This window comes from Agathobaculum massiliense (assembly GCF_900291975.1).
Lineage (GTDB): Bacteria > Bacillota > Clostridia > Oscillospirales > Butyricicoccaceae > Agathobaculum > Agathobaculum ammoniilyticum.
This window is the reverse complement of sequence record NZ_OMPN01000001.1, coordinates 1,848,282-1,873,701: the sequence shown is the minus strand read 5'-3', so window position 1 is coordinate 1,873,701 and position 25,420 is coordinate 1,848,282. Positions and strand designations below refer to the sequence as shown.

At 53.9% G+C, this 25,420-nt stretch carries 29 protein-coding genes; 25 read left to right on the top strand and 4 right to left on the bottom strand.

What is annotated here, in order from left to right; all coding sequences use genetic code 11:
• Positions 1–105 precede the first annotated feature (105 nt).
• From DBQ51_RS09510 to DBQ51_RS09500, 3 genes are read left to right on the top strand one after another with little or no spacing between them, the layout of a single operon-like run.
• The gene (locus tag DBQ51_RS09510; protein WP_107631404.1) at positions 106–1,062 is read left to right on the top strand and encodes an AAA family ATPase; all 957 of its coding nucleotides are present in this window, start codon (positions 106–108) and stop codon (positions 1,060–1,062) included.
• Positions 1,055–2,371 carry a DUF58 domain-containing protein gene (locus tag DBQ51_RS09505; protein ID WP_107631403.1) on the top strand — a complete coding sequence of 439 codons (1,317 nt, stop codon included), beginning with the start codon at positions 1,055–1,057 and terminating at the stop codon, positions 2,369–2,371. Before DBQ51_RS09510 ends, DBQ51_RS09505 begins: the two co-directional genes overlap by 8 nt.
• Positions 2,368–3,645: a hypothetical protein gene (locus DBQ51_RS09500; protein ID WP_054326533.1), complete on the top strand. Its 1,278-nt coding sequence runs from the start codon at positions 2,368–2,370 to the stop codon at positions 3,643–3,645. The genes DBQ51_RS09505 and DBQ51_RS09500 overlap by 4 nt, the downstream gene beginning before the upstream one ends.
• Positions 3,646–3,688: 43 nt before the next feature.
• On the opposite strand, the gene DBQ51_RS09495 is transcribed toward DBQ51_RS09500, so the two are convergent.
• Entirely contained in the window at positions 3,689–3,862 is a 174-nt protein-coding gene (locus tag DBQ51_RS09495) for a helix-turn-helix domain-containing protein (protein WP_242977973.1), read from the bottom strand.
• A 1,400-nt stretch (positions 3,863–5,262) separates the two neighbouring features.
• Here DBQ51_RS09495 and DBQ51_RS09485 point away from each other — a divergent pair.
• The 15 genes from DBQ51_RS09485 (at position 5,263) to DBQ51_RS09420 (ending at position 18,625) form a co-directional block, all read left to right on the top strand.
• Entirely contained in the window at positions 5,263–6,327 is a 1,065-nt protein-coding gene (locus DBQ51_RS09485; RefSeq protein ID WP_107631401.1) for a DNA cytosine methyltransferase, read from the top strand.
• Positions 6,328–6,362: 35 nt separating this feature from the next.
• On the top strand, positions 6,363–6,686 hold the full coding sequence (locus tag DBQ51_RS09480; protein WP_107632167.1) for a YdcP family protein: 324 nt from the start codon (positions 6,363–6,365) through the stop codon (positions 6,684–6,686).
• Positions 6,687–6,705: 19 nt separating this feature from the next.
• Positions 6,706–7,104, top strand: coding sequence for a YdcP family protein (locus tag DBQ51_RS09475; protein ID WP_107631400.1), 399 nt, complete (start codon positions 6,706–6,708; stop codon positions 7,102–7,104).
• Positions 7,105–7,109: 5 nt separating this feature from the next.
• Positions 7,110–8,489 carry an FtsK/SpoIIIE domain-containing protein gene (locus tag DBQ51_RS09470; RefSeq protein ID WP_107631399.1) on the top strand — a complete coding sequence of 460 codons (1,380 nt, stop codon included), beginning with the start codon at positions 7,110–7,112 and terminating at the stop codon, positions 8,487–8,489.
• Positions 8,473–8,649: a hypothetical protein gene (locus DBQ51_RS16570; RefSeq protein WP_159068139.1), complete on the top strand. Its 177-nt coding sequence runs from the start codon at positions 8,473–8,475 to the stop codon at positions 8,647–8,649. Before DBQ51_RS09470 ends, DBQ51_RS16570 begins: the two co-directional genes overlap by 17 nt.
• Before the next feature lie 128 nt (positions 8,650–8,777).
• Positions 8,778–9,971, top strand: coding sequence for a replication initiation factor domain-containing protein (locus tag DBQ51_RS09465; RefSeq protein ID WP_107631398.1), 1,194 nt, complete (start codon positions 8,778–8,780; stop codon positions 9,969–9,971).
• 59 nt (positions 9,972–10,030) lie between these two features.
• The gene (locus DBQ51_RS09460; protein ID WP_107631397.1) at positions 10,031–10,291 is read left to right on the top strand and encodes a type II toxin-antitoxin system Phd/YefM family antitoxin; all 261 of its coding nucleotides are present in this window, start codon (positions 10,031–10,033) and stop codon (positions 10,289–10,291) included.
• Positions 10,281–10,592 (top strand): type II toxin-antitoxin system RelE/ParE family toxin, encoded by a 312-nt coding sequence (locus DBQ51_RS09455; protein ID WP_107631396.1) that lies wholly within the window; start codon positions 10,281–10,283, stop codon positions 10,590–10,592. Before DBQ51_RS09460 ends, DBQ51_RS09455 begins: the two co-directional genes overlap by 11 nt.
• 61 nt (positions 10,593–10,653) lie before the next feature.
• Complete coding sequence (locus tag DBQ51_RS09450; RefSeq protein ID WP_107631395.1) at positions 10,654–10,875, top strand: hypothetical protein; 222 nt, start codon at positions 10,654–10,656, stop codon at positions 10,873–10,875.
• 63 nt (positions 10,876–10,938) lie between these two features.
• Positions 10,939–11,433 carry an antirestriction protein ArdA gene (locus DBQ51_RS09445; protein ID WP_107631394.1) on the top strand — a complete coding sequence of 165 codons (495 nt, stop codon included), beginning with the start codon at positions 10,939–10,941 and terminating at the stop codon, positions 11,431–11,433.
• Positions 11,434–11,609: 176 nt separating this feature from the next.
• Positions 11,610–12,005, top strand: coding sequence for a conjugal transfer protein (locus tag DBQ51_RS09440; protein ID WP_107631393.1), 396 nt, complete (start codon positions 11,610–11,612; stop codon positions 12,003–12,005).
• On the top strand, positions 11,989–14,436 hold the full coding sequence (tcpF, locus tag DBQ51_RS09435; protein WP_107631392.1) for a conjugal transfer ATPase TcpF: 2,448 nt from the start codon (positions 11,989–11,991) through the stop codon (positions 14,434–14,436). The genes DBQ51_RS09440 and tcpF overlap by 17 nt, the downstream gene beginning before the upstream one ends.
• Positions 14,433–16,694 (top strand): CD3337/EF1877 family mobilome membrane protein, encoded by a 2,262-nt coding sequence (locus tag DBQ51_RS17170; protein WP_242977883.1) that lies wholly within the window; start codon positions 14,433–14,435, stop codon positions 16,692–16,694. The genes tcpF and DBQ51_RS17170 overlap by 4 nt, the downstream gene beginning before the upstream one ends.
• A complete protein-coding gene (locus DBQ51_RS09425) occupies positions 16,691–17,689 on the top strand; it encodes a bifunctional lytic transglycosylase/C40 family peptidase (protein ID WP_107631391.1) in 999 nt (332 codons plus the stop codon). Before DBQ51_RS17170 ends, DBQ51_RS09425 begins: the two co-directional genes overlap by 4 nt.
• Before the next feature lie 24 nt (positions 17,690–17,713).
• Positions 17,714–18,625 carry a conjugal transfer protein gene (locus DBQ51_RS09420; protein ID WP_107631390.1) on the top strand — a complete coding sequence of 304 codons (912 nt, stop codon included), beginning with the start codon at positions 17,714–17,716 and terminating at the stop codon, positions 18,623–18,625.
• Positions 18,626–18,733: 108 nt separating this feature from the next.
• Here the strand turns inward: DBQ51_RS09420 and DBQ51_RS16565 are convergent, their stop codons facing one another.
• From DBQ51_RS16565 to DBQ51_RS09410, 3 genes are read right to left on the bottom strand one after another with little or no spacing between them, the layout of a single operon-like run.
• The gene (locus tag DBQ51_RS16565; protein ID WP_159068138.1) at positions 18,734–19,153 is read right to left on the bottom strand and encodes a hypothetical protein; all 420 of its coding nucleotides are present in this window, start codon (positions 19,151–19,153) and stop codon (positions 18,734–18,736) included.
• Between the two features lie 12 nt (positions 19,154–19,165).
• A complete protein-coding gene (locus DBQ51_RS09415; protein WP_107631389.1) occupies positions 19,166–19,780 on the bottom strand; it encodes a hypothetical protein in 615 nt (204 codons plus the stop codon).
• 48 nt (positions 19,781–19,828) lie between these two features.
• Entirely contained in the window at positions 19,829–20,437 is a 609-nt protein-coding gene (locus tag DBQ51_RS09410; protein WP_107631388.1) for a hypothetical protein, read from the bottom strand.
• A 542-nt stretch (positions 20,438–20,979) separates the two neighbouring features.
• Here DBQ51_RS09410 and DBQ51_RS09405 point away from each other — a divergent pair.
• The 7 genes from DBQ51_RS09405 (at position 20,980) to DBQ51_RS09375 (ending at position 25,403) form a co-directional block, all read left to right on the top strand.
• Entirely contained in the window at positions 20,980–21,333 is a 354-nt protein-coding gene (locus tag DBQ51_RS09405; protein WP_107631387.1) for a helix-turn-helix domain-containing protein, read from the top strand.
• Between the two features lie 23 nt (positions 21,334–21,356).
• Positions 21,357–21,851, top strand: coding sequence for an RNA polymerase sigma factor (locus DBQ51_RS09400; RefSeq protein WP_159068137.1), 495 nt, complete (start codon positions 21,357–21,359; stop codon positions 21,849–21,851).
• 74 nt (positions 21,852–21,925) lie between these two features.
• Positions 21,926–23,029, top strand: coding sequence for a DUF4367 domain-containing protein (locus DBQ51_RS09395; RefSeq protein WP_107631385.1), 1,104 nt, complete (start codon positions 21,926–21,928; stop codon positions 23,027–23,029).
• A 3-nt stretch (positions 23,030–23,032) separates the two neighbouring features.
• Positions 23,033–23,413 (top strand): hypothetical protein, encoded by a 381-nt coding sequence (locus DBQ51_RS09390; protein ID WP_107631384.1) that lies wholly within the window; start codon positions 23,033–23,035, stop codon positions 23,411–23,413.
• Positions 23,414–23,714: 301 nt separating this feature from the next.
• On the top strand, positions 23,715–24,119 hold the full coding sequence (locus DBQ51_RS09385; protein WP_159068136.1) for an RNA polymerase sigma factor: 405 nt from the start codon (positions 23,715–23,717) through the stop codon (positions 24,117–24,119).
• Between the two features lie 208 nt (positions 24,120–24,327).
• A complete protein-coding gene (locus tag DBQ51_RS09380; protein WP_107631382.1) occupies positions 24,328–24,519 on the top strand; it encodes a hypothetical protein in 192 nt (63 codons plus the stop codon).
• Positions 24,520–24,521: 2 nt separating this feature from the next.
• Positions 24,522–25,403: a phosphoadenosine phosphosulfate reductase family protein gene (locus DBQ51_RS09375; protein ID WP_242977881.1), complete on the top strand. Its 882-nt coding sequence runs from the start codon at positions 24,522–24,524 to the stop codon at positions 25,401–25,403.
• Positions 25,404–25,420: the final 17 nt, after the last annotated feature.

Sequence of the window (25,420 nt, the reverse complement as noted above, 5' to 3'; positions counted from 1 at the left end):
TACTTTCCCCCCGCTTTATGATAGAATACGATATCCCGTTATCCCACGCAGGCAGGCTTTTTTATTGCGGCAATCTGAACGAAACAAGGCTGGAAAGGAACAACTATGGAAATCTCTGCATTTGCAGCAAAATTGGCTGCGGAAACCGAAAAAATCATCCTCGGCAAGCACGACCGCATCGAGCTGATCATTGCGGTGCTGCTCGCCGGCGGGCATATCCTGCTCGACGACATGCCCGGCGTCGGCAAGACCACGCTCGTCAAGACCCTCTCGCTCGCGTCCGGCTGCGCGTCGCGCCGTGTGCAGTTCGTCCCCGACCTGCTGCCCTCGGACATCACGGGCATGAACATCTTCGACCAGCGCACCGGCGAATTCCGGCTGCTGCGCGGACCGGTGTTCACACACATCCTGCTCGCGGACGAGATCAACCGCGCCGTGCCGCGCACCCAGTCCGCGCTGCTCGAGGCCATGGAGGAGCAGCACGTCACCATTGACGGCGAAACGTTGCCCCTGCCCGCGCCGTTCTTCGTGCTGGCCACCCAGAATCCGGTGGAATCCGAAAGCACGTTCCGCCTGCCCGCCGCACAGATGGACCGCTTCCTGATGCGCCTGTCCATGGGCTATCCGGACGCGGCCGAGGAGGCCCAGATGCTGCGCAACCTGGGCGACGCCATGCCGTTCGACCAGGTGCGGGCGGTCACCGGACCAGAGGAGATCCTCGCGCTGCGCGCCTCGCTTCAGAATATACAGGTGTCGGACGCGGTTACGGAGTACATCGTCGCGCTCGTCGCCGCGACGCGCGGCTGCCCCGGCGTCGCCATGGGTGCCAGCCCCCGCGCCTCTCGCGCACTGTTCCGCGTAGCCAAAGCCTGGGCCGCCATGCGCGGGCGCGCGTTCGTCACGCCGGACGACGTGCAGTACCTCGCCCGCTTTGTCCTGCCGCACCGCCTGCTGCTCGAAAGCGAGGCCCAGCTCGCCGGACGGACGGGCGAGACCGTGGTCGCGGAGCTGCTCGAAAGCGTACCCGTGCCGCCCGCCCAGAGCGGTATTTACGATGAATAAGCGCCTACAGTTCGGGCGCGCGTCCAGCATACTCGTTTCCCTGCCCGCGGTCGCGCTGTGGCTTATCCTGTGCGTAGCCGCCGCGGTCGGGGACCTGCTCGTGCTGTCCGCGGCCTTCGCGTTCCTGTTCCTGCTGTCCGGCGCGGCGTTTTTGTGGGGCGCGCGGTCGATCCGGCATGTCACGCTGGAGGTTGACTGCTCCCGCACCCGCCTGTATCCGGACATGGAGACCACGTTCTCCTACACAGTCAAAAACGACAAGCTTCTGCCGTTGATCTGGCTGGAGTTGTCCCAGGGAATTCCCGAGCGCGACTGCCTCACGCCTGACGAGACCTTCGAGCGGTACGCCTGCCTTTCCGGCGAAGCGCAGGGGCGGGAATCCACGCCGGACACAGCGGACCGCCCCGCCCCCGACGCCTATCGCCGCACCTTTTCATTCGTAATGGGCCACGAAACGCTCACCCTGCGCAGCGTGTGGACTGCGCGGCGGCGCGGCGTCTACCGCATGGACCGGCTGATGCTCCGTTCGGGCGACGGCTTCGGGCTGTCCCAGGTCGAGGCCCCCTGCCCGCCGAGCAAGCTTCCCCAAGTACTGGTTTACCCGCGCAGCGTGCCGGTCGATATTTCACTGTTCCTGCAGGAACAGTGGCGGCAGTCGGCCGGCTCGGCCGGCTATCAGGAGGATATGGCCGTGCTGCGCGGCCTGCGCCCCTACCAGCCGAGTGACAGCTGGAAGCGCATCAACTGGCGCATGGCGGCGCGCACGCAGGAGCTTAAGGTCAACTTTTACGAAACCATCCAGCCCCTTTCCGCGCTGTTCGTGCTGGACGGGGAATCGTTCTGCGGCCTGTCCACGGATTATGCCGAGCTGGAGCAAGCGCTTGAGCTCCTCGGCTCGGTCATCGCGCGGCTGTTCCGGCGCGGCGTGACCTGCGGGCTTGCGCTGCCCGCCTCCCGCCGGTATTCGGCCGTTACCCTGCCGCCGGTCGAGGGCCGTTCCGCCGCTGAGCTGCTCGGCCTGCTCGCGGGCTACGACTGCCTGGCGCAGCATCTGTTCGCGGAAAACGGCGACCGGCTGGAACAGTGCGCGCCCTCCCGCTTTGACGAGCGCGCCGTCCTGACCGCCGCGTCCGAGGCCGGCCGCGTCTATCTGATCACCTGCGCGCCGGACGGACCCGTGCATGGGCTGGTCGGCCGGTTGGGTGCGACGCGTGTGACCGTATTTGCCGCCGCGGGCGTCGCCTCGTCCGCCGCCCCTGACCTGCGTGTTGTGCCGCTGCGGCGGCTGGCAAAGGGGGCGGCGGTATGAACGGGCGCTCCCCCCTGTTCGGCGCGGCGGTGCTGTTTTCCACCATCGCCTCGCTGTCGTTTGTTTTCGGCTTTTTCTCACAGGTCGAGACCGGCTCGTTCACCTCGGCCTGCCTGCCCGTATGGGCCTGCTTCCTGCTGGCGTATCATTTCTGCCTCAGTCGCCTGCTGCGGCGCGCGCAGCCGGTGCGCCGCCTTGCGCTGGTCACGGCGCTGTTTTTCGCGGCGCAGGCCACGGTATCCTTCGCGGTCTACGGCCGCTTTTCCTCGACCATGGGCATCCTGTTCGCAGTCATCATGTGGCTGAGCTGCTATTATATCAGCTATGGCACCCTGCTTCGTCCGGTCACGCCCGAGCGCCTGATCTCGCATCTGGATGGAAACATCGTACTCCTGTTCATCGGTCTGGCCTACTATTCGCTGACGGGACGGCCGATGCGCCCTCTGCTGCCGCTGCTGCTGGCCGCCGTGCTGACGATGGCGGCCGCGGTCGCGCGCCGCTCGGCAGGCGGGCGTTCCGCTTCCCATGCGGGCGGGCGCGGCGCGGCGATCCTGCTGGCCGCCGTGGGTGGCATGGCGCTGATTGCCGGCGGTGTGATCCTGACGCTGAGCGGACAGATCAAATCCGTGTTGCTGGGCGGCTGGGCGCTCCTGCGGGCGCTCGTTTCCCGCCTGTACCACGCGTTCAACGCGTTTTTCCTGTGGCTCCTGTCCCACTTCACGCCGGATGAGTCCGGCACGCTGGAGGGAACGCCCCTACCCGGCAACGTGACCGCCGAGCAGTCCGAGCAGGCCGCGCGGTTTTCCGAGCTGATGCTGTACGCGCTGCTCGTGCTGATTATCGTCGGGCTGGCGGCCGCGCTGATCCTGCTGCTGCGCCGCGGCAGACTGCGCCTGACGGTGGGCGGGATGCGCGGCGAGCTGGGCGTCCAGCGCGAGCGGCCGCGCCTGTCCGCGCTGCTGCGCGGGCTTTGGGCGCGGCTGCAGACGCGGATACGGTTTGCAATGCGGTATGTGACCGAGCGCAACACCGCGCCCGGCGTGCTGCACCGCATCCAGCGGCAGGCGCGCCGCAGGCGGCTCGGCCGGCAGGAGGGCGAAACCTGCCGCCAGTTCCTTATGCGCATGAACGCGCTCTATCCCGACTGCGAAGGGGAGCTGCGGTTCCTGTCGGACGCGCTCGACGCGCGGTATTTCGGCGGCGGGGATTTCCTGACCGCGCGTGAAGCCGCGATGCTGTGGAAAAAGCTGCGCGTCTCCCGCCGCAGAGCATAAAAAAGCACGGATGGCTTTTCCATCCGTGCTTTTTACGTCCGGTTCAGCGGACGACTTCGATCAGGTCTTCGATGCCGCAGTCGAGGGCGACGCACAGTTTCAGTAATACATCACTGTCATACCGCGCCACTTCATTCTTAAAGTATCTATCCAATGTCTGATACGGGATTCCCGTTAATTTATTAACTTTGTAACGATTCAATCCGTTTGATTCCATAGCCTCACGGACTGTCAATCTGATAGAATTCATTTATATCACCTGATATATACATTAATTATAAATAATCAAATTGACAATTCATTATTTATAATATACTATTATGTATATATTGTTTGAGTGATATATGATGAATGAAAAATTTTTTGCTCTAAAACACCGCCATGATAAAGACTACCTCCAGCGCTTGGAACGGGACGACCCGCAGCGCTTCTGGCGCGGGATGCTCCGGCTCTGTCTCGCTATGGCGCGGGAGGATGCCGTTCGAGAGAAACACCGCCGGAAGTATTGACCGCTTTATATCCCCTCGGCAACGGGGACGGTGCGCCGCCCGGCGCGGGGGCAAAAGGGGAGGACAACCCGCATGGGTTTTCCTCCCCTTTTGAATTCCCTGCTTTCCTTTTTTCGCGGCTGCAGGGCTTTGGCGCTTCCGCAAGGCCGGTTTACGGCATTTGCTCCCGCAAATAAGGGCGCGCTCCGCGCGCAAGGTGGGTCGCGCGTTCCATCTGCCGCCCATTTGCTATATCACGGTAAGCACAACGGCTTCCACCCCAGGGGGCAGGATGGCGGCGGCTTTCCCCCTCCCGCGCGCGCTGTTACGCGCGCATAGACCGTTTCGGACAGGCGGCATCCGTTTTCCCGCTGTCCCGTTCTAACCTCCGCGCGAACAGAGCTCCCGCAACAGCCCCCGTATTTTTTCGGAGCGGTCCTGGTCAGAAATAGGAACGGCGCAGCCGTTCCGGCCTCCGGCCTGTGCATCAGGGAAAAGGGGTGATTGGCAAGAGGGGAGAAACCGTTGGTGTTCTCTCTCCAAGGTTTCAGCGGAAACAGCTTATAGCAACTTTCGGGCGTCCTGTAACTTAATTGTCACGTCAGAGGTTGAAATCCCCGAACAATTTAGCTTTCTGGTCTAAAATGCAGGAAATAACAGATTGCCAAACAGACGTGTTCCAGCCTGCTTCAAAATGCCCCCAATTAAGAATTCTGGTGTAAAAACAGGTGTCAAAAAACAGGACGGCAGTTAACAACTAACACATCAAAAGTATAAATAAGAAAACGTATCGGAAAGCCGGTCTTTGGAAACAGGGACCGGCTTTTCCCATTTCCATAGAAAGGAACGAAGCATGCACCATCAGATACCTTACCGAGCCGCGCTGACAGCGCGGTTATTTTTATGCCCGAAACCCGTTGTTCCCCCTGCCAGACCGCCGCCCAGCGTGTCTATGCAGATACACGAATAAATTAACCAGACGGAAAGGAGACGCCCATGTATTATCACACCTGCCCCTGCTGCGGGGCAAATTTAGACCCAGACGAACATTGCGATTGCCTGTCCCGTATTCGCGGCAAATCCCCGAAGCGGAATAACGGCAGGGATTATGGCCGCAGGGGACCAGCCCGTGTCCGCACTTAGGCTCGGCAGCCTCTTTGACGGTATCGGCGTCTTTCCGCTTGCCGCGTCGCACTGCGGCATTGTCCCCGTGTGGGCAAACGAGATCGCAAAAGCGCCGGTTTCCATCACAAAGCGGCATTTCCCTGACATGCTCCATTTAGGGGACATTACGCAGATAGACGGCGGCAAAATACCGCCCGTGGATATCGTTACGTTTGGCTCACCGTGCCAAAACCTGTCGCAGATCGGCAACCGTACCGGTCTGGCGGGCAGTAAATCCGGCCTGTTCTATCAGGCCATGCGTATTATTGAGGAAATGAGAAATGCAACAGATAACCGGTATCCAGCTTTCGCTGTCTGGGAAAACGTCGCGGGAGCTTTTTCTTCAAATGACCGGCTGGATTTTGCAGCCGTGCTCCGCGCTTTCACAGATACCGAAGTTCCAGTGCCTGACAGCGGTATCTGGGCGCACGCCGGAATGGTGCGAGGGGGACGGGCTGATACCGCTTGGCGGCTCATGGACGCCCAGTATTGGGGAGAACCCGCCCTTTCGCAGCGTCGGCGGCGGGTGTTCGTCGTGGCGGATTTTGCAGGCGGACGCGCCGCGGAAGTATTATTTAAGCCCCGCGGTATGTTCCCGTTTCCTGCGTCTTGCGGCGAAAGCCGGCTGCCCGCCGCCGCCGGAGATCGGATACCTGCTTTTGAAGCAGGGCGGCAGATACCCGTCGTGCTCCCCTTCCAGCTCCGGCGGATGCGGTCAATGGCAAAGCGGGGAGACCAGAGGGGCTTCCGCGCGTGCTTCGGCAAAAACGGCGAACCCTTCCCAACTCTGCTTGCCAGTGTAGGCCAGCCGTTTGCGTTCTGGTATGAGGGGAAAGAGCAGGACGGTTTCGTCCGTGACCTTACGCCCTTGGAATGTGAACGGCTCATGGGCCTGCCGGAGGGCTGGACGGCATACGGCTGCAAAGGTGAAAAGGTCAGTAGCCATGCCCGCTGTTTCGCGCTCGGCAACGCAATCGCCCTGCCCTGCGCGGAATATATCATGGCGGGTATTGCGGAAGTAATGCGGTAAACCAGGCATCAGGATAACAGAAAGTGAGGATTTTTATGGAATTGAAATATGTGGTCCCCAACATGGAAACAACTTTCGGGAAACTGGAATTTGGCAGCGCGCTTGAGCTGGGGCGCGGGGACACCCAGCGGAACAATCAGCAGGTCGCCGTGGTCCGGCGGCGTTATAAGCTGTTTTCCAGTATCCAGCCAGCGGATGATATTGAAGTCATTCTCCCCGGCAAAGCAGGTGAAAAAAAGTTTGGTTTCATGGAGCCGGTAAAGCTGGTAAACCCGCGTATCACCGCGGAGGGCTATGTGGTAGGCGGCCGCGGCTTTACTGATTATATCCTCCATGCAGACGACATGATTAAGGCGTAAGAAAGGAAAGGTGAAGTTTATGAGACTGGCAAACGGTATTACCATTGAAAAGGAAGAAACCTTTGGCACGCTGCTTTTCTCCGCCTTGCGGCGCGAGGTGCGGGAGCAGAACGGGGACGGCACGCCCTCCGATGTAATCAGGGAACGCACCTATGACCTGAAAAGCCGGACGCAGGGCCGTATGATTCAGGTAAGCATCCCCGCGAGCGTACCGCTGCGCGATTATGCGTACAATGCCGAAGTCGATATGGTAAACCCTGTCGTGAACACAATCGCGCATGTGACGTTCGGCAATCATGCGGATGTGGACTGGTATATCAAGGCGGACGATATTGTGCTGGCGAAGCGTGACGGCGCACAGGGTAGCGGCCAGCCCGCCCAGCCGCGCAGGGACGCCCAGCCGGATAAGAAAGCGTAAGCCCTGTGAAGCGTTTCCGGTACCGCGGCAAACGCATCCGTCCGGCGGATAAAGACCTCGTGTTCCGGTCCGCCTGCTGTGCGGCGCTCCCTGTGGCGCTGGCGGTGTTCGTACTGCTGAACCTGAAAGGCATCCTGCGGACAGACTGGCGCAGCCTGTCCATACCGGATATCGTCGGGCAGGATTGGAACGTCCCCTGCCTGCTGTTCAGCGGTATCGCGGCGCTTCTGGCGGGGGCTGCCGCGCCCGTTATGGCGTACCGCCTGTTCCCTGATACGGTCCGTCAACTCATACACCGTCAAAAGCTGGCGCGCATGGTACTTGAGAACCAGTGGTATGAGCAGGCCGGACGGACAAGGCGGGAGAGTTTTTTTAAGGATTTATCCGGCACGGATGCAAAACCGAAAGCAGCCCGTTTTCCGCGGATGTATTACCGCATGGAGAACGGGCTTTTGCATTTTTGGGTGGAAATCACACTGGGGAAATATCAGGAGCCGCTCCTGCATCTGGAAAACAGGCTGGAAAGCGGCCTGTACTGCGAACTCGTCAGCCGCGAGCTGCAGGACGGCTTTATCGAGTATACGCTTCTTTATGATATGGCGGCAAACCGTATCCCGATCTCCAAAGTGAAAGCCGAGGGCGGCAGGCTGCGCCTGATGAAGAATGTCTGGTGGGAGTATGACACACTCCCGCACATGCTGATTGCAGGCGGTACGGGCGGCGGCAAGACGTATTTTATCCTGACGCTTATCCAGGCGCTTTTGCAGGCCAAAGCCGCGCTTTATGTCCTGGACCCGAAAAATGCAGATTTGGCGGACCTGTCCACTGTGACGCCGGAGGTATATTACCGCAAGGAGGATATCGCGGCTTGTGTCAGCCGGTTTTGTGACGGGATGATGCAGCGCAGCGAAAGCATGAAATCCATGCAGGGGTACAGGACCGGCGGGAACTACGCCTGCCTCGGTCTGGAGCCGCATTTCCTGATATTCGACGAATACGTTGCGTTCATGGAAATGCTGAACGTCCGCGAACGCGAGGACGTGCTAAACAAGCTCAGGCAGATCGTCATGCTGGGGCGGCAGGCAGGGTATTTCCTGATACTCGCCTGCCAGCGTCCAGACGCAAAGTATCTTGGGGACGGTATCCGCGACCAGTTTAATTTCCGTGTGGCGCTGGGGCGTATGTCCGAACTGGGGTACAGCATGATGTTTGGCGAAGCCGGAAAAGAGTTTTTCTTCAAGAACGTCAAGGGCCGTGGATACGCAGATACGGGAAAAGGTGTGATTACCGAGTTTTATACGCCAATCGTGCCAAAAGGGTATGATTTCCTGCGGGAGATCGGCGCGCTGACGGAGGGAGTGGTTTCCGATGAAAAGCCGGATTGAACTGGCGCTGCCAGCAAGGGATAAGGACGGAAATGTTACGCCTGCCCGCACCTCCCGCCGTGCCGCGCGCGGCGTGCAGCGCGTAAAGCCGCCAGCGCGGCACGGGCGGATGGCGGGCGCGGCGCAGCCGCGCCCGCATGCCGGACCCCCCTGTATCTAACAGGGGGGTACAAATCGGAAGATCACCTGTCCGAAAACAGGCAAAACCCCTTGCCGCGTCTGCCTTTCAAGGCTCTCCGCCAAATTTGATTTTCCAAAGTTCCAATCAAGACGCAAAGGGGATGTGAAATGAACCGGACAAATGGGCAGGAAAACGGTTATAAGCAGCGCAGGGAAAGCCTGCATATCCCGCAAAAGGAATTTGCCGCGCTTGCAGGGCTGTCCGCAGAACATTTGAGCCGCGTGGAAAATGGGCGGGTACCTGTCACAAAGGAAGTGCGCCGCAGGATAGAGCGTGCGTTTGACATTATCGCGCCGGACGCGCTGTTCCTGCTGATCGATTATGTACGCATCCGTTTTAAGACGATGGATGTACGGTATGTCGTCGAGCGTATCCTGATGATAAAAATGCAGTATATGGCGCAGGAAGCGCGCGGCGCATACACCTACACCAGCCGCTTTTATCACGGGGATATCACCGTGTATACCTCGCCGGATGAAAGCAAGGGCGTGCTGCTTGAACTGAAAGGGAAAGGCTGCCGCCAGATGGAAGCCTTTCTCTATGGACAGGGTCGGGACTGGTATTCCTTTTTCCGCCGCTGTCTGGACGAGGACTGCGTGTTCAAGCGCATTGACCTTGCCCTGAATGACCGTGTACGGCTGCTGGATATCCCCTGCCTGATGCGCAAATGCGACGCCGGCGAATGTATCACGGTGTTCCGCAAATTCCGCATGTACCGTTCAGGGCTGTTCATCAGCGGGCATGAGGAAGAAAACGCCGCCGGCATGGGGCATACGCTGTACGCTGGGGCGTTTGATTCAGACCTGTATTTCTGCATTTATGAAAAGGACTACGAGCAGCTTGCCAGAAGCGGTACGCCGCTGGAGGATACCGAGGTCAAAAACCGCTTTGAGATACGGCTGAAAAACGAGCGCGCTTATTTCGCGGTGTATGATCTTGTCAGCTATGAGGATGCGGAACGCACCGCGTTCGGCATCATCAACCGGTATATGCGGATTGTGGACAGGGATAACCGCAGGGCGCGTGAGGACTGGCCGCTGAACAGCATGTGGGCGGTGTTCATTGGCGGACGCCGTGACCGGCTGAAATTAACGGCAAAGCCCGAACCGTACACCCTGCAAAAAACGCTGAACTGGCTTTCCCATCAGGTGGCGCCGTCATGGAAGATGCTGCTCGAATTAGACCGCAAAGGCGGTACAAACGTCATGGAGGAAATGATCGCGGGTACGGAGTTGTCCGAAAAGCACCGCAAGATCATAGAACAGCAGCTTCGGGAAATCAGGGAGGTGGTTATCATGTAACGCACTTGCAGCGGGAAATGCGTTGTGGTATAATTATGGCACGAAAGGAGTTGTTTTTTATGCCGCGTATTATACCGATTCGTGATTTGAAAAACACCACCGAAATTTCAAAAATGTGCAATGAATCCACCGAGCCGGTTTATATCACCAAAAACGGATATGGCGATATGGTGATTATGGGGATGAAGGCCTATGAAGAAAAAATGTATTTAATGGATGTGTATACGAAACTGGCGCAGGCTGAGGAGGAAATCCGCGCAGGCGCCACGGGCGATGCACGTCAAGCCCTAAAAGATTTGAGGGCGAAGTATGGGTTATAAAGTGGAAAGCACGCGCCTTGCCGGTCAGGATTTGGATGAAATCCTGAACTATATGGTAAAGGAATTAGGCAGCCCGTCCGCCGCGGTGGATTTTGTGGATGAAGTGGATTCGTGCTATGCCAGATTAGCGGAAATGCCGGAAATGTATGAACCGTGCAGGGATATCCGGCTTAAAGCGCTGGGATACCGGCGTGCTGTTATAAAAAACTATGTGATGATTTATAAAGTTGTCCAAAGCATAAGTACCGTGTTTATCCTGCGTTTTTTCTATGGCGGGAGAGACTACGAAAAACTGCTTTGAACGAAAACTTTGCATGCAGCCCTGTTCCAGGGCTGCATTTTTGATTGGAGGGATATAACCAATGAATTTCGGCGTTAACCTGTACAACTGGTTTCTCACGAACGCCCAGTCGCTTGTGCTTATGGCTATCGTGGTGATCGGCATTTATCTCGGCTTCAAGCGTGAGTTTACCAAGCTGATCGGTTTTCTGGTCGTGTCGTTGATCGCGGTCGGCCTTGTATTCAACGCGGCGGGCGTCAAGGATGTGCTGCTTACCCTGTTTAATCAGATTATTGGCGCGTAACGGCTGGTTTCGGAAATGGACCGGCCGTTTTTTTATGCCTGCATGACAGGAGGCGATCTTACTATGGAGGAAATGCGGGTGTATGTGGCGAACCTCGGCAAATACAACGAGGGTGAACTGGTAGGCGCGTGGTTTGAACCGCCCATAGACTATGACGAAATGGCGGAGCGCATCGGCCTGAACGAATTTTATGAAGAATACGCCATCCATGACTACGAGCTGCCCTTTGATATCGACGAGTACACGCCTATCGAAGAAGTCAACCGCCTGTGTGAAATGGTGGAGGATTTGCCGGAGTATATCCAAGACAACCTGAAAGAACTGCAAAGTTATTTTGGGAGCATCGAGGATTTGTGCGACCATGCAGACGATATTATCCTGTGGTCCGGCTGTGAGGATATGGCGGATGTGGCGCGTCAAATGGTGGAGGAAGGCGCGTTCGGTGAGATACCGGCGCATCTGCAAAACTATATAGACTATGAAGCCTATGGGCGGGACTTATTCTTTGGGGGGACGTTTGTCGAGACGCGGGACGGTGTTTTCGAGATCATACGCTAAACGCTTTCCTTTCTGCGGCGGCGCCGCGAGAATGGAGTGGGGGTGCGTCCGGCTGTGGGTAACTGCATGGCGGTTATCCATAACCGGACGCAGGGGGCGGGGAAAGACGCGGGCGGCGCGGGCCTCGTTCCCCGCCCCCTTTTACCTTGATGATTTCAGATTGGAGTGGATTTGTTTTGAAGAAAATACGCAGTTACAGCAGCATATGGTCTGTGGAAAAGGTCATTTACGCGATCAACGACCTGCGCCTGCCGTTCCCCATCACCTTTTCGCAAATGGCATGGTTTGTCGCGTGCGAATTTGCGGTGCTGGCGCTGGGCGGGCTGCCGCCGCTTTCCATGATAGACGGCGCGCTGCTTAAATATTTTGGCGTCCCCGCCGGTATCACATGGTTTATGAGCCGGAAAACATGGGACGGCAAAAAGCCGTTCCGCTTTGTCAGGTCCTATACGGCCTATCTGCTGCGCCCCAAACAGACCTTTGCTGGCAAGCCGGTCAAGTTGAAGCGGGTGCATATCAGGCCCGAGATCACCACGGTAAGGAGTGAGGTCATTCATGCAGTATCCGATTAAATATATTGAAAACAACCTTGTGTGGAACCATGACGGGGAATGCTTCGCTTACTATGAGCTTATCCCCTATAATTACTCGTTTTTAAGCGTGGAGCAGAAAGAAGCGGTACACGATGCGTTCCGTCAGCTTATCGCGCAGAACAGGGACGGCAGGATACACGCCTTGCAGATCAGCACGGAATCCAGTATCCGTGCAGCGCAGGAGCGTTCCGGAACGCACGCTTCCGGCAAGCTGCGCGGGGCCGCCCTGCGGCGCATAGACGGCCAGACCGAAGCGCTTATCTCCATGATCGGGGAAAATCAGGCGGACTACCGGTTTTATATCGGCTTCAAGCTGCTGCTCAACGAACAGGACAGCGGGAATATTGGCCGTCAGGCGGCGAATATCTTTTCCGGTTTCCTGCGGGATGTAAACCATACCCTGATGGGTGATTTCATGTCCATGCCGGATGATGAAATCCTGCGGTATCAGAAGATGGAAAAATTGCTGGAAAGCAGGATTTCCCGCCGCTTCAAGGTGCGGCGGCTGGATAAAAACGATTTCGGCTATCTGCTCGAACACCTGTACGGAAAGAGCGGCGCCGCGTATGAGGGTTACAGCTTCCAATTGCCAAAAAAGAAGTTAAAGGGGGAAACCATCGTCAAGCGGTACGACCTGATCAAGCCCGCACGCTGCCTCATGGAAGAACACGGGCGTTACCTGCGTATCGTGCGGGAGGATGCGGAAACCTTTGCCGCCTGTTTTACCGTCTCAGATGTGGTCGGGGAACTGGATTTCCCGTCGTCCGAGATTTTCTATTACCAGCAGCAGCAGTTTTCCTTTCCGGTGGATACGTCTATGAACGTTGAGATTATCGCCAACAGGAAAGCCCTGTCCACGGTGCGGAACAAAAAGAAAGAACTGAAAGATTTGGACAGCCACGCATGGGAAAGCGGGGACGAGACCGGCACAACGGTCGCGGAAGCGCTGGACAGCGTAAACGAACTGGAAACCGAACTTGGGCAAAGCAGGGAGGCCATGTACAAGCTGTCCTATGTGGTGCGCGTCACCGCGCCGGACGCGGAAGAACTCAAGCGCCGGTGCGATGCGGTACGGGACTTCTATGACGATATGAACGTCAAGTTAGTGCGTCCGGTGGGCGATATGGCCGGCCTGCACCATGAGTTTATCCCTGCGGGCAGGCGGTATATGAATGATTATATCCAGTATGTGACGAGCGACTTTCTTGCCGGCCTCGGCTTCGGCGCGGCGCAAATGCTGGGCGAAAAGGACGGTATCTATATCGGCTATGGCGTGGATACCGGCCGGAACGTGTATTTGCAGCCCGCGCTTGCCAGCCAGGGCGTGAAAGGCTCGGTTACAAACGCACTGTCCGCGGCGTTCCTCGGCTCGCTCGGCGGCGGCAAGAGCTTTGCCAATAACCTGCTGGTGTACTACGCAGTGCTGAACGGTGCGCGGGCGCTCATTGTAGACCCGAAAGCCGAGCGTGGGAACTGGAAGCACGACCTGCCGGAGATCGCGGACGAGGTCAACATTGTAAACCTGTGTTCGGACGGGCAGAACAGGGGTATGCTGGACCCCTATGTCATCATGCGCCGCCCCAAGGACGCGGAAAGCCTTGCGATAGATATTCTTACGTTCTTAACCGGTATTTCTTCGCGGGACGGCGGGCGCTTCCCTGTCCTGCGGCGGGCGGTGCGCACGGTGACGAACAGCGGGCGGCGCGGCCTGCTCTGTGTCATTGAGGAATTACGCAGGGAGGGCTCGCCGCTTGCGGTGAGTATCGCAGACCATATCGAGAGCTTCACGGACTACGATTTTGCGCATTTGCTGTTTTCTGCAGGTGATGTAAAGCGTTCTATCAGCCTTGAAAAACAGCTTAATATCGTACAGGTGGCCGGTCTGGTGCTGCCGGACAGGGACACGCGCTTTGAAGAATATACGACGATGGAGCTTTTATCTGTCGCTATGCTTATCGTTATCAGCACCTTTGCGCTGGACTTTATCCATATGGACCGAAGCGTATTCAAGATTGTAGACCTTGATGAAGCATGGTCGTTCCTGAACGTGGCGCAGGGCAAGACGCTGGCAAACAAGCTGGTGCGCGCGGGCCGCGCCATGAACGCGGCGGTCTATTTTGTGACGCAGAACGCGGCGGACCTTGCGGACGAAAGCCTGAAAAACAACATCGGCCTGAAATTCGCGTTCCGCAGTACGGATATCGCGGAGATTAAAAAGACACTGGAGTTTTTCGGCCTGGATACCGGGGATGAAAACAGTCAAAAGCGGCTGCGGAATTTGGAAAACGGCCAATGCCTGATGCAGGACTTATACGGGCATGTGGGCGTCGTGCAATTCCATCCGATATTTGCAGACCTGTTCCACAGCTTTGACACCAGACCGCCGCTGAAAGCAGGGGTGGGAGTATGACATGCAAAAAAGCGGATAAGGCATTATTCAGAAAGACGGCCGCCACGGGTGTTTTGCTCCTTGTGGCCGCCGTTTTACTGTTTGCGGCGCTCTGCCCGTCCGCGGGCGCGGCAGGGCTGGTGGAGGATACCGTGGACGCAGCGCACGAGTACAGCCGCTACCCTCTGGAAAATTACCAGCTTGATTTTTATGTAGACAACGGGTGGGACTGGCTGCCGTGGAACTGGATAGACGGTATCGGCAGGCAGGTCATGTACGGCCTGTACTGCATCACGAATTTTATCTGGACGATAAACCTGTATCTGTCCAGCGCGTCCGGCTATCTGGTGCAGGAAGCGTACAGCCTCGACTTTATTTCGGATGCGGCGGATGCAGTTGGCCGGAATATCCAGGCTATCGCAGGTATCTCGCCCAGCGGGCTTTCCTCGGATGGGTTTTACGCGGGCTTCCTCCTGCTGATTATCCTGATTGTGGGTGCGTATGCTGCATACACGGGCATTATCAGGCGCGAGACGACCAAAGCCGTGCGTGCGGCGCTCAATATGGTGCTGGTCTTTGTCCTGTCCGGCGCGTTGATCGCCTATGCGCCGGACTGTGTCAGGCGGCTCAACGAGTTTTCCGAGGATATCAGTACGGCGAGCCTTTCCGTGGGGACAAAAATCGTCATGCCGGATACGGATAACAGCGGCGGGGACAGCGTCTCCCTGATACGGGACAGCCTGTTTTCCATCCAGGTAAAGCAACCGTGGCTGCTCCTGCAATTCGGGGATACGGATACGGACATGATCGGCGCGGACCGTGTTGAAAGCCTGATTTCAGCCAGCCCCAGTGAAAACAACGGAGAAAGCAGAGAAAACGCCGTAAAAGCCGAGATCGAGGACAACGGGAACACCAACCTCACGGTCACGAAAGCGGTGAACCGGCTGGGAACGGTGTTTTTCCTGTTCCTGTTCAATATCGGTATTTCGTTTTTCGTGTTCCTGCTTACCGGTATGATGCTCTTTTCGCAGGTGCTTTTTATCATCTATGCCATGTTCCTGCCCGCAGCGTTTGTTTTGAGCATGGCGCCGACGTTTGAGGGGACAGGCCGCAGGGCGGTTATCAAGCTGTTCAATACCATATTTGCAAGGGCGGGCATTACGCTGGTCATTACAATTGCTTTCAGCATTTCTTCCATGCTGTACCGGATTTCCAGCGGTTACCCGTTCTTTATTATCGCATTTTTGCAGGTGGTCGTGTTCGCGGGCGTCTATTTCAAGCTGGGCGATCTGCTCAGCATGTTTTCCCTGCATGACGACGGCGCGCGCGGCATGGGGCGGTATATCATGCACCGCCCGCGGATGTTCCTGTACCACCAGCTCCACAGGCTCAACCGGACGATGCGTGCGGCGGGCAGGGCCAATGAAAGCGGCGGTAAGCAAAACGGCCATGCCGGATACACAGCGGGCAGCCGGTACAGCGGCGGACGGAGGAACCGGCCGGACAGTGCCAGGGCGTGGACGGGAAATACCGAACCGACGCTGCCGGAACCGCCTGTAAAAGGGGCAGCGGGCGGGACGGGTATGCCGCCGCAGGGCAGCGGTCCGGCCTCCCCTGCCGGACAGCCGGACAGGCCGGACGGCGCAGCCCGTGAAAGCCGTATTGCGGGACAGGGCGCAGCGTATGGCGGGACGGAAGTACCCGCACAGTCGGAACCGGCAAAGCGGCAGACAGCGCCGCAGACGCATGAAAGGCCGGCCATTGTGCCTGATGTTTCCCAGACGGGGCAGGCGCCAGGGGTACAGGCCCAGCCCCCCGCTCCACCCAGACAGGCGCGGCCGGCAGCAGAGGATAACCAGCAAAAGGCGACTGCTGCGGGACATGCCGCACGCCAACCCGAGACAGGACCGCATGAGCGGCCGGCGGTTATTCCAGTGGAGGGGAAAGCCAGCGGTGCGGTGCGGCGGCTGACGGGGAAAGCACAGGAACGGGCGGCGGCGCCCGCCCGCACAGGCCATCCCCCTGCGCCTGCCGCGGACCGTCCTGCGGTGCGGCGGGATACGCCGGACAAGCCCGCGGCGGGACAGGGAAAAGCGTCCGCACCGGAGCAGGACAGGCCCGTTGTATCACGGCCCGCAGTAAAGCCCGCCGCGCGGATGAAAGCTGCGCCCCCGCACAGGCAGGAGGCGTACAACAAGGCCGGCCGGATAACACAGGGGAAAAAGGGCGCTTCTCCTGAAAGCCGCGCAGGCGGCGCGGAGAAAGGCGGGGGCAAATGAAGCTGAAATATCTGGCGCTGCCATTTGCAGGGATGCTCGCCGCCCTTTTCTGCCTGCCCCTGCTGGCTGCCATCCTGTTTGCATCTGACGACAACGGCGGGGGCGGCGTTTATTATGGCGGCGCAGACCTGTCTGCGGAGGTGCTGGCATACAGGCCGATGGTGGAACGGTACGCGGCGCAGTACGGGATATCCGAGTATGTAAACGTCCTGCTGGCGATCATGCAGGTGGAATCCGGCGGCATGCTGGAGGATGTGATGCAATCCTCGGAATCCATGGGGCTGCCCCCGAACTCGCTGGATGCGGAAAGCTCTATCCGTCAGGGGTGCAGGTATTTTGCAGAACTGCTCGCTAAAGCAGACCGGCTCGGCTGTGATCTGGACAGCGCGATACAGGCGTACAACTACGGCGGCGGCTTTCTGGATTATGCTGCGGCACGCGGCGGCAGGTACAGCTTCCAGTTGGCACAGGCTTTCGCGGAGGAAAAGTCCGGCGGGGTGCGCGTACCTTATGAGAATGAAATTTCGGTAGCGGAAAACGGCGGCTGGCGGTATAACTACGGCAATATGTTTTATGTCCGGCTGGTATCGCAGTATTTGTATGCCGCGCACTTTGATGATGCGGCCGTGCAGGCCATTATGAATGAAGCGTTAAAGTACCAGGGGTGGGCTTATGTCTATGGCGGCGCGTCTCCCGCCTCCTCCTTTGACTGCTCCGGCCTGACGCAATGGTGCTTCGGTACGGTGGGTATCACGCTGCCGCGCACCGCGCAGGCGCAGTATGACGCGGCCCAGCACATCCCGTTTGAGGATGCAAAGCCGGGCGATCTGGTGTTCTTTCAGGGGACGTACCACTGCGGGGATTATATCACGCATGTTGGAATTTATGCTGGCGGTAACCGGATGTACCATGCGGGCAATCCGATCGGTTACGCGGATTTGACGGGCGCCTATTGGCAGGCGCATCTCGTCTGCGCCGGACGGGTAAGGCAATGAATTTAAGAAAGGCAGGGAAATGATATGTTCCAGAATAGAGACAAAAAGCAGGCAGAAGAAAAAAAGCCGCGCGTCCTGCATATCGGGACGCGGCGGCCGGTGGTGACCGCGCTGTGGGCGCTGCTTGTCTGCGCGTTTGCTTTCGCGGTGTATAAGGATTTTACCGCGGTGGATACGCACACCGTCCATGAAACGACGGTGGTGCAGGCGGAAGTCACGGACACAAATGCAATCGAGAGCTTTACAACCAACTTTGCCAGGGTATATTACTCGTGGGAAAAATCTGCGGCTGCAATAGAGCAACGGACGGAAAACCTGAAATACTACCTCACGGACGGGCTGCAGGCACTGAACGCGGATACGGTGCGCAGCGACATACCGGTATCCTCTAAGGTACAGGATGTACAGGTCTGGTCTGTGGAACAAGCTGGGGACAGCGCGTATTCCGTTATCTTTACGGTATCGCAGGATATTACGGATGGGACGGAAAGCAGGCTTGTAACATCTGCATACGAGGTTTGCGTTTATGCAGATGATTCGGGCGATATGGTGATTATCCGGAACCCGACGATAACGGGCAAGCCTGCAAAGTCCGGCTATGCACCCAAAGTAGCCGAGCCGGACGGCACGGTATCCGCGCAGGAAAGCGCCGAGATCACGGAGTTTTTGACTGCGTTTTTCAAGCTGTATCCTGCGGCCAGCGGGCAGGAGCTTTCTTACTATGCAAGCGGCGGCGTACTGCCGGTGATTGAAAATGAAAGCTATGTATTCGCGGGGCTGGTAAATCCGGTCTACACCAGACAGGACGATACTGTGACGGCCGATACAGCGGTGCAGTACCTTGACCGGCGCACGGGTATGACGCTGGTTTCTCAGTTCAAGCTGCAGCTTGAAAAAGCGAGCGGCAATTGGAAAATAAACCGTTCATTCGTATAACAAAATAAAAACAGCAAGCAACACATCTGCATATCATAAGGCAGATGTGTTGCTTGTCTGACGTTACGTTAGCATGCGATTCGGTTAAGGGCTTTGTAGAACCGGTGCTTATTGAACCCTGTCTATCAGAGAATCAATACAGGTTTCTAACAGATCAGGGGAAACCGCTATCAAATCCTTGTCCCCATCAGATATTCCAAAAGAATGATTCCCTTCATATGTCGACAGGACAATTACATCGACCACGGATGTGTTTGTATCACGATCTACGAGTTGAATTACTGCCGCTAAGTTCTCTGGAGCATCTGTAATACGCTGCATTCGTTTCCTGTAGGTAGTAGAGTTAATAGCTTCAACTAGAGATTCTACTGTATCAGGATCGCTGATTTCAAATGCTGGCGCACCGGAAACAGAAATATGCAAGCAATCATATTCAGGAGGAACCTGATATTCGACGGGACTCAATAACCAGTATCCGGAAAAGATAAAAACAAGAATTACTAAGCCTATGATAATTTTTGTCCGCATGATGCTACCTTTTTACAGCAAACCCAGTTCTTCAAGCTCCCAAGTTAAGGATTTCGGGAATACCGAAGACGAAGTCGCTCCACTCTCGTCATTTACGGCTGTAATTCCATTACCAGAATCGTTTCCCGAGGTATCGACCAGATATGTTAAATTATCATTTGATAATTCATCAATTTGATTAGGAGAAATGTATGCGTATACATCTGTAATCCCAACCAGATTAAAGTTTTGTTCTGCCGCTTGAGTATACATCAAATTCTCGGTATATTCCATACCCTTATCGGTAAGCGTTGCGATAGTTACTCGTGTGCCATCTTCCATTATACCCCTGAGTTGAATTTGTTGTAATTCAACATCATAATTGCTGATATAAGTTTGCAGTTCATCAAAAGAGAGGTATTGGGAAAAAGTAATAGTAGCCGCAATGTGGGAAGAGGATTCCACTGTTTGATCTATTGTGTGATTGATATTATTTATGTTATCAACGTATTCTGCCAATTGATTACGAGTTTGGATATTTTGCGGCTGTATTATGGGAGAGGTGCTATCTGCACTTGCGAAGCTGCCAAATAGTATAGTTGGACAAAGCAATAGCGCAACAATACTTAATCCCCAAAACTTTTTCATGAATAAAACCTCCGTTTCTGTCTAAGCGTGATAAGTTAGTTGAACAGTTCAAGGATACCCTGCGGTTTTACCATAAGATAGATCGGCCAATTGTTTATAGCCTCCCGCAATAACGTTATAATCTGAAACACCTTTTTCGCTCAGCTCGGCATGTACTCTAAATACGTTGCTGAGAAAACCCTTGCGATAGTCGGTCCAGGAAGCTGTCATGCTATAGGTTTTTCCAGCAGTTAAAGAGCCAAATATGACAATTTCGGCTTCATTGTAATAGTCATGGCCACTATTCGTTTCAATGTCTGTTTTAATATTTGGCGCGGTACTTGTAACCGAATACGCATGGAAAGAATTCCCGACATCCTTTATATCAATACCAGTATACTTTTTAGAAGTATTGTATGCATTGATTTTAGACACTGCTGCTGTGGTATAGCTGAAGTTAACCTTAGTGGAAACGGTTGTAGAGGCAGAATTATAGGTGCCAGTGATCGATCCTGTAGTCGGGTGAAAAAGATTAAATCCCGACGGTGGTGTGCTATTACAACTAAAATTGGCGCTTTTAGTATTTGTAGCGGCAAAAGCAGGGACGGTTAATAGGGATAGAATTAATATAAATGACATTGCTTTGCGAATTAAAAACATATCTTTTATCTGCTTCATGTTACGAGCCTCCCGTTTTGACAATAGAGAATTGAGTTGCAAAATGAACTAGACTCTTAAATAAAATTCATACTACTTTAACTCTCGTTTTTGCGATCAAATGTTTAGCTTTTTGAATTAAAATATCCCTTCTTTCTGTAGGTATTAAGAATTGTTCCAAGTATTTTCGCGCCAACAAAAAATCTGGAACTTTATTCTCTAACGTAGAGAGGGAGAATATTTAGATAATCTTTCTTGACGCTCGAAAAGATAATGAATGTTTTCTCCCCCTCTATCTAAATAACACCAAGTTATCCTCATTTGTGACGAAAAACTTAAATTTCTCCAGAAATATTTTTTTGAATTTTTCGTCACAAATAGTCGATTTATGTGTTATTTAATTGGATGGGTTACGCAAAACAGGCTTAAATTTTATTTTATTGAAAATTTTTGAAAAACGCCGTAAAATAGAACTGCAATAATAGTATTATTGGTATAGATTGTTTTCCGCCGAGCGAGACTATTTTAAAATTGTTTCGACGCTCGAAAGGATGAACACATCTATGGAATTTACGGTTGACTATGCAGAAATCGGTCGAAACATCAGCCTGTTCAGGGAACAAAAAGGTTGGTCACAGTCCAAGCTTGCTGAGAAAACAGGTCTTTCTGTGCAGCATATCAGTAATGTAGAAAGAGGTACGGTAGTCAGTTTGCCTGCATTGCTGTCGATCTGCTATGCATTGGGAGCCGATGCCAACAGTATTGTAGGTGCAAACCTGCCTAATACAGTTAAAGTTGCGCATCTTAATCAGCTTTTGGGGATACTTGCGGCCAAGCAATTTGATGTTGGAGTCTTGGAACAGATTGTTTTGCTGGTGAAACAAATTCAAGCACTTCAAAGCGGCGAATCTACATAAGCATTTAAGGGGGGAACTGGATTTTGGATAATCAAAACAAGTCTTATTTTGATGATCTGTATGGCAAATATTATTTAGACCTTTTCGGTTATGCAAAGTCCATTGTCAAAAGCGATGCATTAGCGGAGGAAATAGTACATGAAGCGTTCCTCATTTTACTTACAGAACAGGACAACCTTCAAAACCATACCAATATCTTTGCATGGCTTGTTACAGTAGTGCGGAATCAATCATATAACGAATTGCGTGAACAGAAAAGTCATAATGAAGTATCTTTAGATGAGGTCCCGCAAATCGCTGCGGAACAGCAGGATATGGTTTCTTTTCAAGATTCGTTACCAAAGGATTTGAAACCGGAAGATCGTCAACTCCTCACTTGGCGGTATGAAGAACGCATGGAATATGAGGAAATTGCTAAAAGGCTTGGCCGCTCCTATGATGCGACTCGTGCGCAGATGCATAGAGCGAAAAAGCGTTGCGCTAAACTCATGGAACGGGAACGAAAAAAATTAGGCTGATAGAAAAATGTCCGTCACAATTTTTTGTGTTTCCGTGTTATTCAGATGAAAGAAAATATGGGAGGTGCTATGGGATGGAGAACCCCAGACAGAATAACTCCTTACCGGACCATGAGCATTTAGCAGAACTGAAAGCAAAAGTAAATCAAATGGATGAATCTAATTTTGATGAAAAGATATTCCATGAGTATTTAGATGCTTTAGGTGATGCTGCCAAACCGAAAGAACCAATTGATGTGGAAGCCTCTTTAGATCGTTTTCGCAGTAAACATGCGCTGCTGATTGCGAGACTGGATGAAAAGAAGAAAGCTCAGTCTGCAAAAACAGCCAAGAACTCTCGCCGGAAACGATGGGGGTACCGCTTGGTCGTAGTTGCTGCGGTAATTATAATCTTAAATGCTATGTGTATAGCAGCTTTTGGACATAGCATGTTCAGTTATGCCGCAAAATGGGGTGAAGAAACTTTCGGATTTTTCCGTAAATCTGATTTTGAAACATCCGAAGATGGAAATATCGTTTACTATCCTGATGGCTCATCGCAGAATCGTACCGGCATGCCGGAATACGATCGCGGAACCTATACGGAGATTCCGCAGGAAAAACAGCCATTATACGACCAGAATGCGACGCTTGGTTCGAACGAGAACCCACTTCCGCTTCCGGCAGCCGAATCAGAGTCCCAATTTGCCAACATACCAGATACAGATGTTGCCGCTTTGGGTTTGGAAAAAGAATCTTCTGAATGGAATCAAGCCCATACGATGGAATATATCTATATCGTCAATAGCGATATCATTGAAACGGCTGAGGCATTTGGCGTTTCGGAAAAGCTTTTTCCGACCGTCTTTCCAGAGGGATTTGTTCAGGCAGAGGTTCGCGTAACCAAAGATTATAGAGACAATACAACGGATTTCTCTGCCTATTACACAAACCCTGAAAGCGAATATGTTTTTTCGGTTGACGCTATGATGATGACAGGAGCCAGCAACGGAGTATTCGAAAAGGACGACAGGCCGGTAATAACCTATACGGTAGGAGACATCGATTGGTACATCATGCATAATTTGGAGAATGTATATGCTGTGGCGCTCATAGGAAATCGTGAGGTTTCGTTCGGCGGCCCAGTATCGGTTGAAAAAATGAAACAGATCGTGGATTCCGTTTACGAAAGGAATTAAAAAATGAAAAACAAGATTAAGAGAATGGTTTCGGTTCTTTTACTGGTCGTATGTGCGTTGTCTTTTAGCGCACAGGCTGCGGTATATGAAAGCAAAGAATTTAGGAAAACGGAAGCATCGCTTAGTGCTACGTCGTCTACCCTGTATTTGGATTTTTATGTAAAGACCAACACTATCAACAGCCAGCTTGGCATTAAATCCATTAAGCTGTATGATGTAACGACAGGCAGCAACAAAATTTATGCCGGCCCCATGTCTTCGGGGATTGAGTATCAGGATAGCTGCGCCGTGCCCGCTACCAAGGGTCATCGCTATTATGCAAATGTTACGTTCTATGCTGATGGTTACACAAAGCAGATCAAAACAAATACAATTACGTTCTGATTGCTAATTGTCAAGTAAAATTTATAAGCGCCCAGAGAGGTTAACTCTCTGGGCGCTTTATTTTTAGGTAAACAGCGTGGAGGTATCAATAAGATAATCTTTTCCTTATCTATTGCGACAATGCGTTAACTCCTGTTTTTTTATTGTGCTACTTTTTGTCCTTATGCGTTCTATTCGATAGGCTGCATAAATTATCTGTATTCAGCAGCAGCGCAACAAGTATTTATAGCTCTTGGTTTCATTGCCGCGGCCCACCCGCTTCATTTCGATTCAACAAACAATCGAAATGGAGGATAAAAAGGTGGAAATCAACTTAAAGGACTATTATTACTGGTACATAACAGATGAATTGATTAATGTTTCGGAGGAAATTGCCGCAGAGCTTTGTGCAGGTAAGCGGTATGAATCCGTATACAGCCGGCGCATGAAACGCAACAAAGTCATTTCTCTGGATGCATCAACGAATACCGAACGATTTATTTCTTTGCATGAACTGTCACCGGAGCAATGCCTTGTGCTGATGGAAGAATACCAAAAATTATGCCACGCCCTTAATGCTTTGCCGGATGCTCAGGGACGCCGTATTGAAGCACATTATTTGCTGGGACAGTCGGTACAGGATATCGCCGCAGAAGAAGCCGTTACCTGCCGTGCGGTACAGGCGTCTATCCAGCGCGGCCTGAAAGCCATGCGAAAATATTTCTAATTTCCCTGTTCAGGGTATTCGCATTTGCCGTGTAAGTGACCTTATAAGTAGAGGGAGTTTTTCTCCCCGTCGAAAGGCAGTTGATGATATATATGATTGCATAAAATAATTGCAGGTAAATACAGGAAAGGCCGGAAGCGGAAACGGGGGGCGCCCTGTTCCCACTCCGGCCTTTCCTGTTCCATAACGATTTAATGAGGGAAATCAAATGAAATGGGTTAGTGTAAATAAGAAACTGCCGGAACAGTATTCCAAGGTCCTGTGCCTGTACCCAAACGGCAAAATGGACGTGCAGTTGTACCTTGGCAGGGACAGCTTCCGGCATGAGCTTTACGGGGCGTGTATCTTCTGGTCGGAAATACCGCCCAGGCCGAAAGAGTTTTATAACCGCAGGCGGTAGTCATGGACCTGACGCACAAAGCGGTAGACCGTTTGCGTCTGGCAGCGCAAATGAGTGAAACATATTACGGCCAGCCTCTGGTAATTGCCACGAGCGGCGGCAAGGATTCAGACGTATGCCTGCACCTTGCCGCCGCTTCCGGTATCCGATACGAGGTCATGCACAATCATACCAGCGTGGACGCGCCGGAAACCATGTACCATGTGCGGGATACGTTTCGGCGCCTGGAACTTGCGGGAGTGAAATGCACTGTCAATTATCCGGTTTACAAGGGCGTACCGGTCAATATGTGGACGCTTATCCCGCAAAAGCTCATGCCGCCTACAAGGACAGTGCGTTACTGTTGTGCGGTCCTGAAAGAAACGGGCGGCGTCGGACGCATGATCGTGACCGGCGTCCGCTGGTCTGAAAGCGTCAAGCGCCGGAACAATCGCGGTGTCTACGAAAGCGTGCCGCATGATATAAGCAAAAAGGTCATTATTAATAACGATAACACGGATACCCGCCGCCTGTTTGAAAACTGCAAAATACAGGCGAAACGGGTCTGCAACCCTATCGTAGATTGGACGGACTATGATGTATGGTCCTATATCCGAGCGGAGAGGATCACCGTCAATCCGCTGTATGGCTACGGTTTTCATCGTGTCGGCTGTGTCGGCTGCCCCATGGCAGGGCGGCGGAAGCGCTTTTTTGAGTTTGGGCGGTACCCAACGTATCAGCGCGCCTACATCCGCGCATTTGACCGGATGCTGTCAGAACGTGCGGCGCGCGGTAAACTGGACGGTTCATGGCGGGCAGGGACGACCGGCGAGGATGTATTCCGCTGGTGGATGCAGGACCGGAATATAGACGGGCAAATGAAAATCGAGGGCTTTCACGGATAAAGCCCAGCTTGTACCGC

What these genes read in the sequence shown, in the direction of transcription:
- DBQ51_RS09510 (WP_107631404.1), top strand. Translation starts at nt 106, where the DNA reads ATGGAAATCTCTGCATTTGCAGCAAAATTGGCTGCGGAAACCGAAAAA.
- DBQ51_RS09505 (WP_107631403.1), top strand. Translation starts at nt 1,055, where the DNA reads ATGAATAAGCGCCTACAGTTCGGGCGCGCGTCCAGCATACTCGTTTCC.
- DBQ51_RS09500 (WP_054326533.1), top strand. Translation starts at nt 2,368, where the DNA reads ATGAACGGGCGCTCCCCCCTGTTCGGCGCGGCGGTGCTGTTTTCCACC.
- DBQ51_RS09495 (WP_242977973.1), bottom strand. Translation starts at nt 3,862, where the DNA reads ATGGAATCAAACGGATTGAATCGTTACAAAGTTAATAAATTAACGGGA.
- DBQ51_RS09480 (WP_107632167.1), top strand. Translation starts at nt 6,363, where the DNA reads ATGGAATTGAAATATGTGGTCCCCAACATGGAAACAACTTTCGGGAAA.
- DBQ51_RS09475 (WP_107631400.1), top strand. Translation starts at nt 6,706, where the DNA reads ATGAGACTGGCAAACGGTATTACCATTGAAAAGGAAGAAACCTTTGGC.
- DBQ51_RS16570 (WP_159068139.1), top strand. Translation starts at nt 8,473, where the DNA reads ATGAAAAGCCGGATTGAACTGGCGCTGCCAGCAAGGGATAAGGACGGA.
- DBQ51_RS09465 (WP_107631398.1), top strand. Translation starts at nt 8,778, where the DNA reads ATGAACCGGACAAATGGGCAGGAAAACGGTTATAAGCAGCGCAGGGAA.
- DBQ51_RS09460 (WP_107631397.1), top strand. Translation starts at nt 10,031, where the DNA reads ATGCCGCGTATTATACCGATTCGTGATTTGAAAAACACCACCGAAATT.
- DBQ51_RS09455 (WP_107631396.1), top strand. Translation starts at nt 10,281, where the DNA reads ATGGGTTATAAAGTGGAAAGCACGCGCCTTGCCGGTCAGGATTTGGAT.
- DBQ51_RS09450 (WP_107631395.1), top strand. Translation starts at nt 10,654, where the DNA reads ATGAATTTCGGCGTTAACCTGTACAACTGGTTTCTCACGAACGCCCAG.
- DBQ51_RS09445 (WP_107631394.1), top strand. Translation starts at nt 10,939, where the DNA reads ATGGAGGAAATGCGGGTGTATGTGGCGAACCTCGGCAAATACAACGAG.
- tcpF (WP_107631392.1), top strand. Translation starts at nt 11,989, where the DNA reads ATGCAGTATCCGATTAAATATATTGAAAACAACCTTGTGTGGAACCAT.
- DBQ51_RS17170 (WP_242977883.1), top strand. Translation starts at nt 14,433, where the DNA reads ATGACATGCAAAAAAGCGGATAAGGCATTATTCAGAAAGACGGCCGCC.
- DBQ51_RS09425 (WP_107631391.1), top strand. Translation starts at nt 16,691, where the DNA reads ATGAAGCTGAAATATCTGGCGCTGCCATTTGCAGGGATGCTCGCCGCC.
- DBQ51_RS09420 (WP_107631390.1), top strand. Translation starts at nt 17,714, where the DNA reads ATGTTCCAGAATAGAGACAAAAAGCAGGCAGAAGAAAAAAAGCCGCGC.
- DBQ51_RS16565 (WP_159068138.1), bottom strand. Translation starts at nt 19,153, where the DNA reads ATGCGGACAAAAATTATCATAGGCTTAGTAATTCTTGTTTTTATCTTT.
- DBQ51_RS09415 (WP_107631389.1), bottom strand. Translation starts at nt 19,780, where the DNA reads ATGAAAAAGTTTTGGGGATTAAGTATTGTTGCGCTATTGCTTTGTCCA.
- DBQ51_RS09410 (WP_107631388.1), bottom strand. Translation starts at nt 20,437, where the DNA reads ATGAAGCAGATAAAAGATATGTTTTTAATTCGCAAAGCAATGTCATTT.
- DBQ51_RS09405 (WP_107631387.1), top strand. Translation starts at nt 20,980, where the DNA reads ATGGAATTTACGGTTGACTATGCAGAAATCGGTCGAAACATCAGCCTG.
- DBQ51_RS09395 (WP_107631385.1), top strand. Translation starts at nt 21,926, where the DNA reads ATGGAGAACCCCAGACAGAATAACTCCTTACCGGACCATGAGCATTTA.
- DBQ51_RS09390 (WP_107631384.1), top strand. Translation starts at nt 23,033, where the DNA reads ATGAAAAACAAGATTAAGAGAATGGTTTCGGTTCTTTTACTGGTCGTA.
- DBQ51_RS09380 (WP_107631382.1), top strand. Translation starts at nt 24,328, where the DNA reads ATGAAATGGGTTAGTGTAAATAAGAAACTGCCGGAACAGTATTCCAAG.
- DBQ51_RS09375 (WP_242977881.1), top strand. Translation starts at nt 24,522, where the DNA reads ATGGACCTGACGCACAAAGCGGTAGACCGTTTGCGTCTGGCAGCGCAA.